This window comes from Caulobacter sp. FG121, from assembly GCF_057809815.1.
On the sequence record NZ_JBMDKR010000001.1, the window covers coordinates 912,564 to 924,292 of the forward strand.

At 68.1% G+C, this 11,729-nt stretch carries 13 protein-coding genes; 10 read left to right on the forward strand and 3 right to left on the reverse strand.

Annotated elements, in window-relative coordinates; all coding sequences use genetic code 11:
* Window position 1: 1 nt before the first annotated feature.
* Window positions 2-2,773 carry a preprotein translocase subunit SecA gene (gene secA, locus ACODSL_RS04700; protein ID WP_488899474.1) on the reverse strand — a complete coding sequence of 924 codons (2,772 nt, stop codon included), beginning with the start codon at window positions 2,771-2,773 and terminating at the stop codon, window positions 2-4.
* A 251-nt stretch (window positions 2,774-3,024) separates the two neighbouring features.
* On the opposite strand from secA, the gene ACODSL_RS04705 reads away from it, so the two are divergent.
* From ACODSL_RS04705 to ACODSL_RS04715, 3 genes are all read left to right on the forward strand, one after another.
* Window positions 3,025-4,068, forward strand: a complete 1,044-nt coding sequence (locus tag ACODSL_RS04705) for a peptidylprolyl isomerase (protein WP_488899475.1) — start codon at window positions 3,025-3,027, stop codon at window positions 4,066-4,068.
* Complete coding sequence (gene argJ, locus ACODSL_RS04710) at window positions 4,065-5,507, forward strand: bifunctional glutamate N-acetyltransferase/amino-acid acetyltransferase ArgJ (RefSeq protein WP_488899476.1); 1,443 nt, start codon at window positions 4,065-4,067, stop codon at window positions 5,505-5,507. Before ACODSL_RS04705 ends, argJ begins: the two co-directional genes overlap by 4 nt.
* Before the next feature lie 69 nt (window positions 5,508-5,576).
* Window positions 5,577-6,140 carry a lysophospholipid acyltransferase family protein gene (locus ACODSL_RS04715; RefSeq protein ID WP_488899477.1) on the forward strand — a complete coding sequence of 188 codons (564 nt, stop codon included), beginning with the start codon at window positions 5,577-5,579 and terminating at the stop codon, window positions 6,138-6,140.
* On the opposite strand, the gene kdsA is transcribed toward ACODSL_RS04715, so the two are convergent.
* Complete coding sequence (gene kdsA / locus ACODSL_RS04720; protein ID WP_488899478.1) at window positions 6,137-6,988, reverse strand: 3-deoxy-8-phosphooctulonate synthase; 852 nt, start codon at window positions 6,986-6,988, stop codon at window positions 6,137-6,139. The two genes, ACODSL_RS04715 and kdsA, sit on opposite strands and share 4 nt — an antisense overlap.
* A gap of 106 nt (window positions 6,989-7,094) precedes the next feature.
* Between kdsA and ACODSL_RS04725 the strand changes: the two genes are divergently transcribed.
* Entirely contained in the window at window positions 7,095-7,514 is a 420-nt protein-coding gene (locus ACODSL_RS04725; protein WP_488899479.1) for a (deoxy)nucleoside triphosphate pyrophosphohydrolase, read from the forward strand.
* Entirely contained in the window at window positions 7,430-7,675 is a 246-nt protein-coding gene (locus tag ACODSL_RS04730; protein WP_488899480.1) for a Flp family type IVb pilin, read from the forward strand. Before ACODSL_RS04725 ends, ACODSL_RS04730 begins: the two co-directional genes overlap by 85 nt.
* Window positions 7,676-7,791: 116 nt before the next feature.
* Here the strand turns inward: ACODSL_RS04730 and ACODSL_RS04735 are convergent, their stop codons facing one another.
* Window positions 7,792-8,712 (reverse strand): methyltransferase domain-containing protein, encoded by a 921-nt coding sequence (locus tag ACODSL_RS04735; RefSeq protein WP_488899481.1) that lies wholly within the window; start codon window positions 8,710-8,712, stop codon window positions 7,792-7,794.
* Here ACODSL_RS04735 and ACODSL_RS04740 point away from each other — a divergent pair.
* The 5 genes from ACODSL_RS04740 to ACODSL_RS04760 are packed head-to-tail and all read left to right on the forward strand — an operon-like array spanning window position 8,711 to window position 11,655.
* On the forward strand, window positions 8,711-9,493 hold the full coding sequence (locus tag ACODSL_RS04740) for a ComF family protein (RefSeq protein WP_488899482.1): 783 nt from the start codon (window positions 8,711-8,713) through the stop codon (window positions 9,491-9,493). The two genes, ACODSL_RS04735 and ACODSL_RS04740, sit on opposite strands and share 2 nt — an antisense overlap.
* Before the next feature lie 29 nt (window positions 9,494-9,522).
* On the forward strand, window positions 9,523-9,780 hold the full coding sequence (gene grxC / locus ACODSL_RS04745) for a glutaredoxin 3 (RefSeq protein WP_488899483.1): 258 nt from the start codon (window positions 9,523-9,525) through the stop codon (window positions 9,778-9,780).
* Entirely contained in the window at window positions 9,777-10,610 is an 834-nt protein-coding gene (locus tag ACODSL_RS04750) for a carbon-nitrogen hydrolase family protein (RefSeq protein WP_488899484.1), read from the forward strand. Before grxC ends, ACODSL_RS04750 begins: the two co-directional genes overlap by 4 nt.
* Window positions 10,607-11,041: a DUF1178 family protein gene (locus tag ACODSL_RS04755; RefSeq protein WP_488899485.1), complete on the forward strand. Its 435-nt coding sequence runs from the start codon at window positions 10,607-10,609 to the stop codon at window positions 11,039-11,041. Before ACODSL_RS04750 ends, ACODSL_RS04755 begins: the two co-directional genes overlap by 4 nt.
* Before the next feature lie 17 nt (window positions 11,042-11,058).
* Window positions 11,059-11,655 (forward strand): SMI1/KNR4 family protein, encoded by a 597-nt coding sequence (locus tag ACODSL_RS04760; RefSeq protein ID WP_488899486.1) that lies wholly within the window; start codon window positions 11,059-11,061, stop codon window positions 11,653-11,655.
* The last annotated feature ends 74 nt before the right edge of the window (window positions 11,656-11,729 follow it).

Genomic DNA, 11,729 nt, shown 5'->3' on the forward strand with positions numbered 1-11,729 from the left:
GTCAGATCAGCTTGCCGTGGCAATGCTTGAACTTGCGGCCCGAGCCGCAGGGGCAGTCCGCGTTGCGGCTGGTGCGTTCCCAGCCGGCCGGCAGGGCCGAGAACGGCAGCGCCGCGCGCTCGTCGCCCGTCAGGTCCGCGCCGGCGCCGGCCAGTGACTGGGCCCGTTCGTTCTGGCCGGTCAGCGGGTCCATATGGACCTCCTGGAAGCGCAGGGGCTCATGCTCGGGTTCCGGCTCGGCGAACTGGAATTCGACCGTCATCAGCCAGCGCGTCACGTTCGTGCGCAGGTCAATCAGCAGCTTCTCGAACAGCGAGAAGGCCTCGGTCTTGTACTCGTTCAGCGGGTCGCGCTGGCCGTAGCCGCGCAGGCCGATGACGTTGCGCAGGTGGTCCAGGTGGACCAGGTGCTCGCGCCACTGCATGTCGATCATCTGCAGCAGGAAGTTCTTCTCGAACCCGCGCATCTGGCCGGCGGAGACCAGCTCCTCGCGCTCCTTCGCACGGGCATTGGCGGCTTCGTCGAGGCGATCGCGGATTTCCTCGTTGGCGATGCCTTCCTCGGCCGCCCACTCGCGCAGCGGCAGCTCAAGGCCCAGCGTGGTGCGGACGCGCTCGTCCAGATCGTCCAGGTCCCATTGCTCGGCGTAGGCCTTCGGCGGCAGATCGCGGGCGACCATGTCGTCGATGACGTCCTGGCGCATCTGGGCGACGATTTCCGACAGGTCGGTCGCTTCCATGAACTCCTGGCGCTGCTCGAACACGGCCTTGCGCTGGTCGTTCACGACGTCGTCGTACTTCAGCAGGTTCTTGCGGATTTCGTAGTTGCGCTGCTCGACCCGCTTCTGGGCGGTGGCGATGGCCTTGTTCAGCCACTTGTGGGTGATCGCCTCGCCGTCCTGGACGCCGAACGAGCGCATGATGGCGTCCAGCCGGTCGCCGGCGAAGATGCGCAGCAGATCGTCCTCGCAGCAGAGGAAGAACTTCGACTTGCCGGGGTCGCCCTGACGGCCCGTCCGGCCGCGGAGCTGGTTGTCGATACGGCGGCTTTCGTGGCGTTCCGTGCCCAGCACGTAGAGGCCGCCGGCGGCCAGCGCCTTGTTCTTGGCTTCGGAGATTTCGGCCTCGAAACGGTGCTTCTCTTCGACCTCGGCTTCGTGGTCGACGGCCAGGCCCAGACCGAGCTGGTCCTGGCGCCACTTGGCCATGTGCATCTCGACGTTGCCGCCGAGCTGGATGTCCGTGCCGCGGCCGGCCATGTTGGTGGCGATGGTCACGGCGCCCGGGAAGCCCGCGTCGGCGACGATATAGGCTTCCTGTTCGTGGTAGCGGGCGTTCAGCACGTTGTGCGGGATGCCCTTGACCGTCTTGCCGTCCATTTCGAACGTGTGCTTCGACAGCAGTTCCGAAAGCTGCTCGGACTTCTCGATCGACACCGTGCCGACCAGGATCGGCTGGCCGCGGCGGTGGCAATCCTCGATCTGGGCGAGGATGGCGCGGTTCTTCTCGTCGGCGGTGCGGTAGACCTCGTCGTCCTCGTCGATCCGCTTGACCGCGCGGTTGGTCGGGATCTCGGTGACATCCATCTTGTAGATGTCGAGGAATTCCTGGGCCTCGGTCGCGGCCGTGCCGGTCATGCCCGACAGCTTCTTGTAGAGGCGGAAATAGTTCTGGATCGTCACCGAGGCCAGGGTCTGGTTCTCGGGCTGGATCTCGGCGCCTTCCTTGGCCTCGATGGCCTGGTGCAGACCCTCGGACAGGCGGCGGCCGGTCATCATGCGGCCGGTGAATTCGTCGATCAGGATCACTTCGCCGGCCTTGACGATGTAATCCTTGTCCTTGGTGTAGAGCACGTTGGCCCGCAGGGCCTGGTTGATGTGGTGCACGACCGAGATGTTGACCGGGTCGTAGAGGCCAGCGGAATCCTCGGCCAGCTGGCCGCTCTCCTGCAGGATTTCCTCGACGCGTTCCGAGCCGTGCTCGGTCAGCAGAACCTGCTTCTGCTTCTCGTCGTGCTCGTAGATGCCCTCTTCCTTGATGAGCGCCTTCACGACGATGTCCATCGCCCGATAGAACTCGGACCGGTCTTCGGTCGGGCCGGAGATGATCAGCGGCGTGCGGGCTTCGTCGATCAGGATCGAGTCCACTTCGTCGACGATGACGAAGTTGTGGCCGCGCTGGACCATCTCGCCCGCGTCATAGACCAGGTTGTCGCGCAGGTAGTCGAAGCCGAACTCGTTGTTCGTGCCGTAGGTGATGTCGCTGCGGTAGGCTTCCTGACGCTGCATCTGGCTCAGGCCGTTGACGATCACGCCGACGGTCAGGCCCAGGTAGCGATAGACCTGACCCATCCACTCGGCGTCGCGCCGGGCCAGGTAGTCGTTGACCGTGATGACGTGGACGCCCTTGCCTTCCAGGGCGTTCAGGTAGGTCGGCAGGGTCGCGACCAGGGTCTTGCCTTCGCCGGTGCGCATTTCGGCGATGCCGCCTTTGTGCAGCACCATGCCGCCGACCATCTGCACATCGTAGTGCCGCTGGCCGAGCGTGCGCTTGGAAGCCTCACGGACCACCGCGAACGCTTCACTCATCAGGTCATCGAGCGTGGCGCCGGCGGCCAGTCGGGCCTTGAACTCGTCGGTCTTGGCGCGCAGCTGGTCTTCCGACAGGGCGGCATACTCGGGCTCAAGGGCGTTGATCTTGTCGACCCGCCCCATGAACTGCTTGACCTTACGGTCGTTGGAAGAGCCGAAGATGTTTTTGGCGAAGCCGAGCATGCGTAGGGAGATCCGGTGAAACTGGCGTGCGCAGCGGCGGTTGGCTGTTCGTGCAAGTCCTTTCGGACGCACGGATTTCCGCCCGTTTAAGCGCGGGGGAGACTTAAGCAGCGGGTCCCCCAGTGTCAACGCGGCGGCCCCTCGCGGGTGAGTGATGGGGCCTGTGAGCCACAGGCGGGCGAGCTGCATTTCCCTCCGCCTGAAACCGCGCTAGGACCGGGGGCTGAGGCTCGCGTGGAGAACTGTCCGCCATGAAGACCGCAAAGACCGGCGCCTGGGGCGTGATCATCGCGCTGTCAGTAGCGCTGACGCTGAGCGCCTGCGGGCGGCAGGAGGGCAACGAGAAGCCCCCGCAAGCCGGAGACGTCGCGGTCGCGCGCATCGACGGCAAGACGGTCTGGTCGTCCGACGTCAAGCGCGAGGCCGTGGCCCAGGGCCTGATCAGCGAGGGCGAGCCCCTCGACACCTCGTCCGACCTGTTCCGCCGCGTGATGGATGAGGTCGTCGACCAGAAGCTGCTGGCCGCCGAAGCGCTGAAGCGCAAGCTTGACCGCGACCCCGTCGCCCAGCGCCGCCTGGCCGCCGCCCGCGAACGAATCCTCGGCGACATGCTGGTGGAGAGCGTGGTCGAGAAGGCCGTGACGCCATCAGCCATTCGCGAGCTCTACCAGGAGCAGCTGCGGCTCTCGAAGGAGAGCGACGAGATCAAGGCCCGCCAGATCGTTGTCGCCAGCCAGGTCGAGGCCGAGCAGATCAAGAAGCTGCTGGCCGCCGGCGCCTCGTTCGAGGCGCTGGCCATGGAGCGCTCCTCCGACACCGCCACCCGGTTCAGCGGTGGCGACATCGGCGGCTATTTCACGCTCGACGTGATGCCCGAGCCCTATGTCGCGGCGCTGAAAGACGCCAAACCCGGCGACCTGATCGGCCCGTTCGCGGTCGAAGGCGGCTGGGCCCTGGTCAAGGTCGAGGAGAAGCGCCAGGAAGCTCCGATCACCTTCGAGGCCGCCCGCCCGCAGATCGTCCGCTTCCTGACCTACGACAAGGTCCGCGACCTGCTCGAGAAGCTGCGCGCCACGGCCAAGGTCCAGGTGCTGCTCGGCAAGGCGCAGGACGTGCCCGGCGCGCCGCGCGAGCCGGCCTCCGCGCCGCCTGCCCCGGCGGTCACGCCGCTGCCCGAAACCGCGACGCCGTCGACGGCGGGGACAGCGACGACGCCCGCGGCGCCGCCGCCCGCGACGACGCCCGCCCCGAAAGCCGCCAAACCCGCCACACCCGCGACCCCGGCAAAGAAATGACGACGCCTCCCACGAAGCCGAAACCGGACGCCGGGAAACTGACTCCGGCTCGCGCCCTCGAAGCCGCCGCCAAGCCCGTCGAGGTCGTCGGCCACGCCATGCAGCACGCGCTCGACCCGCTGACCTCGGCGATCAAGCGCGCGACCGCCAAACGCCCGGAGAAGGCCGCCGAACCGGAACCCGCCGCCGCGCCGGGCAAGCCCGGTCTGGCGATCTCACCGCTGGCCGTGCCGTTTCCGAAGATGCCGCCGGTCGGGGGAGTCCAGATCGGTATCGGCCGGGCCGGCTTCTACAAGCACGAACGGCCCGACCTGCTGGTCATGCGATTCGCCAAGGGCACCAGCTGCGCCGGCGTGTTTACCCGCCACGGCGTCGGCTCGGCTCCGGTCGACTGGTGCAAGAAGCAGCTGGAAAGCTCCGGCGGCGAAGGCGTCCAGGCGCTGGTCGTCAACGCCGGCTGCGCCAACAGCTTCACCGGAAAGCCGGGCGCGGACGCGGTCCGCCGGGTAGCCGGGGCCATCGCCAAGCGGTTCGACTGCCGCCAGCGCGATGTGGTGATGGCCTCCACGGGCGTCATCGGCGTGCTGCTGGACGACGGCAAGATCACCAGCAAGCTGCCGGATATCGACCACCGCATGGCCGACGACGCCTGGGCCGAAGCCGCCGGGGCGATCATGACCACCGACACCTTCGCCAAGGGCTCCACCCGGACGGCGAAGATCGACGGCAGGACGGTGCGGATCAACGGCATCGCCAAGGGCTCGGGCATGATCGCGCCGGACATGGCGACCATGCTGGCCTTCGTCGCCACCGACGCGGCCATCGCGCCCAAGGCGCTGCAGACCCTGGTCAGCCTGTACACCCGCTCGACATTCAACGCCGTGACGGTCGACGGGGATCGCTCGACCAACGACACCCTGCTGCTGTTCGCCACTGGCGCCTCGGGCGCCCCGCGCATCAGCCGGGCCGGCGATCACCGCCTGGCCGACTTCCGCGAGAAGCTGGAAGCCGTCCTGCTCGACCTGGCCCTGCAGCTGGTGCGCGACGGCGAAGGCGCGACCAAGTTCGTCAAGATCAACGTGACCGGCGCCGAGAGCGCCGCCAGCGCCCGCAAGATCGCCCGCACCATCGCCGAGAGCCCACTGGTCAAGACCGCCTTCGCCGGCGAGGACGCCAACTGGGGCCGCATCGTCATGGCCGTCGGCCGCGCCGACGAGCCGGTCAACCGCGACCGGATGAAGGTCATGTTCGGCAAGCTGGTCGCCGCCCAGGACGGTCTGGTCTCACCGACCTACTCCGAGGCGAAGATGAGCGCCTACATGAAGAAGCCGGAGCTGGAGGTCAGCGTCGACGTCGGCGTCGGACGGGGCTCCGCGAGCATGTGGACCTGCGACCTGACCAAGCAGTACGTGGCGATCAACGGGGATTACCGGAGTTAGCCATTCCCCGTTTCGCACAAGGCGGCACTTCCGCTAGGCTCGAATCGATCCTGGGGAGGACGTCAGACGATGGGTTGGCTTGCGCGGGTCGTGCGATGGGCGCTGGTCACCTTTTTCGGGTGGCAGGGCTGGACGGTCGAAGGCACGGCGCCGATGCCGCGCAAGTTCGTGATCATCGCGGCGCCCCACACCAGCAACTGGGATTTCGTCTACTTCCTCGGGGCCGCCGACGGGCTGAACCTGAACCTCAGCTTCATGGGCAAGGCGTCGCTGTTCCGCTGGCCGTTCGCGAAAATGATGACCGATCTGGGCGGCATCCCGGTCGACCGAACGCAGGCGAAGGACATGGTCGGCACGATGGTCGCCGAGTTCGCCAGGCGGGACGAGTTCATGCTGACGATCGCGCCCGAGGGCACGCGCGGCAAGGCGCGGCAGTGGAAGTCCGGTTTCTATCACATCGCGGTCGGCGCCGGCGTGCCGCTGGTCTGCGGGATGATGGATTATCGCCGCAAGGTCGTCGGCCTGGGCCCCGCCTTCATGCCCACGGGCGACTATGAGGCCGACATGGTCGAGCTGGCGAAGTTCTACCGGGCCTGCACGCCGAAATATCCGGAGATGGCGACGACCTTCTAGCGCACCGCCGCGTGCACGGCCTTGAGGGTCGCCAGCAGACTCGCCGCGCCGTCGAGCGGCAGGCAGCTGAGCGGATCGCAGAGCGCCTTGTCAGGGTCGGGGTGGAACTCGAGGAACACGCCGTCCGCGCCGGCGGCCACGGCTGATTTCGCGATCACCGACACGCCGTCGCGACGGCCGCCGGTCGAGGCGCCGCCGGTGCGCGGGTCGGCGCCGGGCAGCTGCACGGCATGGGTCGCGTCGATGGTCACCGGAACGCCCAGCTTCTTCATCTCGCCGATGCCCAGCATGTCGACGATCAGGTTGTTGTATCCGAAGCTGTTGCCCCGTTCGCAGAGCACGGTCATCTCCGCCCCGCCGGTCGCTTCCTTGACCTTGTCGAGGATGTTCTTGCAGTCCCAGGGCGCGAGGAACTGGCCCTTCTTGACGTGCAGCAGCCCGCCGGCGGCCTTGGTCGCGCGGGCGGCGGCGACCACCAGGTCGGTCTGGCGGCAGAGGAAGGCCGGGATCTGCACCAGGTCGGCCACCGCGGCGACCGGCTCGCACTCCTCGACGGTATGGATGTCGGTGGCGATCGGCACATCGACCTTCGCCTTGACCTCGGCGAGGATCGCCAGGCCCTTCTCCAGACCCGGCCCGCGATAGCTCTTCAGAGAGGAGCGGTTGGCCTTGTCGTAGCTCGCCTTGAACACATAGGGCAGGCCCAGGCCGGCGCAGATCGCCTTCAGCGTCCGCGCCGTGGTCAGGGCCAGCTCGAGGTCCTCTATGACGTTGATGCCGGCGATGACGACCAGCGGCTGGTCGTCGCCGATCGAAAGGTTCCAGCGGTCGAGGGTCAGCGTGGCCATCGCGGGGCTCCTGTCAGAGGGATCGGGGCTGAATAGCAGAGGATGACGCCCTGTCTCTCCCCTGATCGGCTGGCGTGGCGATTGTGGGGCTGGTAGGGCGGTGGTGATGAGCGCAGAAGCCCCCGCCAAATCCATCCTGCTGGTCGCCGCCGCGGCCCTGATCGACGTCGATGGCCGGGTGCTGATCTGCAAGCGGCCGCAGGGCAAGCAGCTGGCGGGGCTGTGGGAATTTCCGGGCGGCAAGGTCGAGGCCGGTGAAACGCCGGAGGTCTGCCTGATCCGTGAGCTGAAGGAAGAGCTGGGGATCAACGTGACGGAGGCCTGCCTGGCCCCGTTCGTGTTTGCATCACACGGTTACGATTCATTTCACCTGCTCATGCCACTCTACCTGTGCAGGCGCTGGGACGGGTTTGTCACCGCGCTGGAGCATGAGGCGCTGGCGTGGGTGAAACCCGACAAGCTGACGGACTACCCGATGCCGCCCGCGGACGCGCCGCTGGTGGCCTGGCTGCGCGATCTCATCTGAACCGCTTCTGGCGCGACGAGTCCGGCGCCACGGCCATTGAATACGGCCTCATCGCCTCGCTGGTGTTCCTGGTGATCGTCACCTCCGTCACCGTCTTCGGCAACAAGACCAGCGCCAAGATGCAGTACGTCAGCGACGCGATCGCCGCGGCGATCCACTAAGGCAACACCCCCGCTCATCCCGGCGAAGGCCGGGACCTAGATCAAAGAGCGCTTCGGTCAGCCGGACGACAATGAGTCCTGTCATCTGGATCCCGGCCTTCGCCGGGACGAGCGGTCTAGGGTCGCCCCGCCCTGTCCCCGGTCTTGATCTCCACCGTCCCCAGCGCATCGGCCAGCCGCATCTTCGCCGAGCCCGGCTTCAGCGGCTTCTGCTGGCTTTCGTGCGGCGCCCAGCCGGTCAGGGTCAGTATCTCGAAGGTCGCGGTCACCTTCCCGTCCGGACCACTGAAGCGCTGCCCGTAGAGCTCCATCGCCCGCAACAGGATGCGCCGCGTCAGCGGGCGCCGCGGCCGGTCGCGCAGGACATTGGTCTCGCCCATCGCCCGCAGGTCACGCAGCAACGCCAGCGGACTGGCGTATCGCACCGTCACGCTGTCGACGTCCGCCACCGGCAGGGCGAACCCGGCTCGCTGCAGGAGCGCGGCGGCGTCGAAGGCGTCCGCGAAGGGCGAGATGCGCAGGCCGACGCCGCCGCTGATCTCAGCCTCGGCTTCCAGCAGGCATTGCCGGAGCTCGGTCAGGGTCGCGCCGCCGAGCATGGCGCCGATGAACAGGCCATCGGGTCTCAGAGACCGTCGAATCTGGATCAGGGATCCGACCAGATCGTTGGTCCAGTGCAGCGCGAGGGTCGAGACGGCCAGGTCCAGGCTCTCCGGCGCGAAGGCCGACAGCTCCTCGTCCATCACCAGCCGCGGCCCGGCGCGGTCCTTCAGCATGGTTTCGGACAGGTCGGTCTCGATCAGCAGGTCGATCTTGGCCACCGCGTCGCTCCCGGCCAGCGCCGCCCGGAAGGCTCCCTGCCGTGCGCCCAGGTCGACGGCCAGCGGAAACCGACGCATGATCACCTCAAGTCGCGCCACCGCATCCTGCGCCGCCCGTTGCTTGAGAAAGTCGGCGGTGGCGTAGCCGGGCGCGGCGCGATCAAGGCGGCGCCGGTGCAGGGCGCGATCGAACAGGATGGGAGGGCTGGCGGTCATGCGCGCGGAAGATGGCCTGTCGCGACCGCTTTTGAAACCGGGACCGCGCATCATCGGCGCGGGACGGGCGCTGCTCGACCTCCTCCTGCCGCCGCTGGATGTGACCGGAGCCCCGGCCATGACCGGCGGCCTGCCCGCCGAGCGCTGGGGTCTCATCGCGTTTCTCGAGGATCCGGTCTGCGACGGTTGCGGCGCGCCGTGGGAGTTTGACCCGGGCCCGGGCGTGCGCTGCGCGGCGTGCACGGCGCGGCCGCGCGCCTTCGACCGGGCGCGGGCCGCCTGCCTGTACGACGAACACAGTCGCGATCTGATCCTGAAGCTCAAGCACGCGGACCGCTCGGACCTCGCGCCCGTGCTGGCCCGCTGGCTGCTGCGCGCGGCGCGGCCGCTGATCGATACGGCCGACGTTGTCGTGCCCGTGCCCCTGCATCGCTGGCGACTGCTGTCGCGTCGCTACAACCAGATGGCCGAGGTGGCGCGTCCGCTGGGCGCCATGGCCGGCCTGCCGGTGGCCCCCGACGCCCTCGTCCGGGTCCGCCGCACGGAAAGTCAGGGCGGCAAGTCGGCCAGTGGACGCCGACGCAATATGGCGGGCGCCTTCTCCGTCCCGGCCGCGCGTCGCAGCCGGATCGACGGCCGGCGCGTTCTGCTGGTCGACGATGTGCTGACCACCGGCGCCACGGCCCACGCCTGTGCACGAGCCCTGAAGGCGGCGGGGGCGGCCGCCGTCGACCTCGCCGTCATCGCCAAGGTGCGCGCCGGCGCGGACACCACTATATGAACCCCAAACCCTGTGAGCGTTGAGAGACCATGGCCCACGTCACCATCTACACCCGCCCCTTCTGCGGCTACTGCGCCCGCGCCCTCAGCGTGCTCGGCGAAAAAGGCGCGGATTTCACCGAGGTCGAAGCCGGCATGGACCCGGCCCTGCGCAAGGAGATGATGGATCGCTCCGGCGGCCGCGCGACCTTCCCGCAGATCTTCATCGGCGATGAGCACATCGGCGGCTGCGACGACATGCTGGCCCTCGACCGGGACGGCAAGCTGGACGCCCTGCTCACCGCATGACCCTGCGTGTCGGCCTGATCCAGACCCGCACCCCGGCCAGCCACGCGGCCGCGTTGACGCATGTCGTACCTCTGGTGCGCGAGGCGGCGGCGCAGGGCGCGACCTTCATCCTGACACCCGAGGGGACCAACATCCTCGACCGGAACCGGGACAGGCTGCTGCCGCAGCTGACCCTGCTGGCCGACGACCCGGTCGTGAACGGACTTCGCGCCCTGGCCGCCGAACTTGGCGTCTGGATCGACGTCGGCTCGGCCCTGGTCAAACGCGAAGACGGCAAGGCCGCCAACCGCCAGGTTCTGATCAATCCGAAGGGCGAGATCACCGCGACCTACGACAAGCTGCACATGTTTGACGTCGACCTGCCGACCGGCGAGACGGCGCGCGAGTCGGCCACCTATGAGCCTGGTGACCGGGCCGTCGTGGCCGACATCGACGGCGCTCGCCTCGGCCTGACCATCTGCTACGACATGCGTTTTCCGGCCGTTTATCGCGCGCTGGCCACCGCCGGCGCCACGGTGATGACCATCCCCGCCGCCTTTACCCGCCCGACCGGCGAGGCCCACTGGGAAGTCCTGCTGCGCGCGCGCGCCATCGAGACCGGCAGCTTCGTGCTGGCGGCGGCCCAGGGCGGCTTCCACGAAGACGGCCGCGGCACCTGGGGCCGCTCAACCATCGTCGCGCCCTGGGGCGAGGTGATCGGCAAGCTGGATCACGACGAGCCCGGCGTGCTGATCGCCGATCTGGACCTGTCGGAAGCCGACAAGGCCCGCGCCGCGATCCCCGCCCTGGCCAACGCCCGCGCGTTCACCGGGCCCCAGGTCCAGCAATGATCAAGTACGCCCTCGCCTGCGAGTACGGCCACGACTTCGAAGGCTGGTTCGGGGCCTCCGCCGACTTCGACGACCAGGCCGCGCGGGGGCTGCTCGAATGCCCCGTCTGCGCAAGCAAGGCTGTGCGCAAGCAGATCATGGCCCCCGCCGTGGCCGGGACAAAGGCACAGAAGAGCGGTGCCGAACTGCTGCCCCAGGCGCGCCAGATGATGATGGAGGCCATCGGCAAGGTGCGCGCGCATGTCGAAGAAAACTTCGACTACGTCGGCGACACATTCGCCCGTGAAGCGCGCGCCATTCACGAGGGCAAGTCGGAGGAGCGCGGCATCTATGGCGAAGCCACGCCGACCGAGGTCAAGGCGCTGGTCGAGGACGGCGTGCCGGTGGCCGCGCTGCCGCCCGCCCCGCCCAAAAAGTCGGACGTGAATTAAATGCGGCGTCGTATGCGATGAGCGAGATGATGCTGGTATTCGAGCAGGTCGACGCCCTGACCGCTCAGCTGCGCCGCCTGAACCGCCCGGCCGTCGACATGCTTCAGCCCGGCATCGCCCCCTATGACGTTGAGGACGCCGTGGCCCTGGCCGGCCGCGCGCCGGAGGATCTGGTCGCGATGTACGGCCGCCACGACGGCGTGGACCTGCCGGTCGGCCGCACGCTCGGCGACGGCCATGTGATCCCCGGCCACTACTGGATGCCGGTCGCCGAGGCGCTCGACCACTACAGAGGTTTCGCCGCTTCGGCCGATCTGTGGCCCGCCAGCTGGTTCCCGATCCTGACCGACGGTGGCGGCGGCTATCTGGCCGTGATCTGCGACGCGGAGTCGGACGACTACGGCTGTGTCGTCGAGTTTCTGCCCGGCGAGGACGAGCACGAGATCGTCTTCGACAGCGTCTCGATGATGCTGGCCACGGCCGTACGCTGTTTCGAACAGGGCGCCTGGCGGCTCAAGGGCGGGTTCCTGGACGAGGACTACGACCTGTCGGACCAGATCGCCGATCAACTGAACAGCGAGCGGCGCATGGTGTCAGCGGCGGACTATCGGTGAGGCAGTGAGTGCGTGCGTCCTTCAAGACGCGATCCTGAGGGATCGCTCCTCAGGATGACGGGCAGGGTGGCTTG

What these genes read in the sequence shown, in the direction of transcription:
- grxC (WP_488899483.1), top strand. Translation starts at nt 9,523, where the DNA reads ATGGCCCACGTCACCATCTACACCCGCCCCTTCTGCGGCTACTGCGCC.
- ACODSL_RS04735 (WP_488899481.1), bottom strand. Translation starts at nt 8,712, where the DNA reads ATGACCGCCAGCCCTCCCATCCTGTTCGATCGCGCCCTGCACCGGCGC.
- ACODSL_RS04760 (WP_488899486.1), top strand. Translation starts at nt 11,059, where the DNA reads ATGAGCGAGATGATGCTGGTATTCGAGCAGGTCGACGCCCTGACCGCT.
- argJ (WP_488899476.1), top strand. Translation starts at nt 4,065, where the DNA reads ATGACGACGCCTCCCACGAAGCCGAAACCGGACGCCGGGAAACTGACT.
- ACODSL_RS04705 (WP_488899475.1), top strand. Translation starts at nt 3,025, where the DNA reads ATGAAGACCGCAAAGACCGGCGCCTGGGGCGTGATCATCGCGCTGTCA.
- kdsA (WP_488899478.1), bottom strand. Translation starts at nt 6,988, where the DNA reads ATGGCCACGCTGACCCTCGACCGCTGGAACCTTTCGATCGGCGACGAC.
- ACODSL_RS04755 (WP_488899485.1), top strand. Translation starts at nt 10,607, where the DNA reads ATGATCAAGTACGCCCTCGCCTGCGAGTACGGCCACGACTTCGAAGGC.
- ACODSL_RS04740 (WP_488899482.1), top strand. Translation starts at nt 8,711, where the DNA reads ATGCGCGCGGAAGATGGCCTGTCGCGACCGCTTTTGAAACCGGGACCG.
- ACODSL_RS04750 (WP_488899484.1), top strand. Translation starts at nt 9,777, where the DNA reads ATGACCCTGCGTGTCGGCCTGATCCAGACCCGCACCCCGGCCAGCCAC.
- secA (WP_488899474.1), bottom strand. Translation starts at nt 2,773, where the DNA reads ATGCTCGGCTTCGCCAAAAACATCTTCGGCTCTTCCAACGACCGTAAG.
- ACODSL_RS04725 (WP_488899479.1), top strand. Translation starts at nt 7,095, where the DNA reads ATGAGCGCAGAAGCCCCCGCCAAATCCATCCTGCTGGTCGCCGCCGCG.
- ACODSL_RS04715 (WP_488899477.1), top strand. Translation starts at nt 5,577, where the DNA reads ATGGGTTGGCTTGCGCGGGTCGTGCGATGGGCGCTGGTCACCTTTTTC.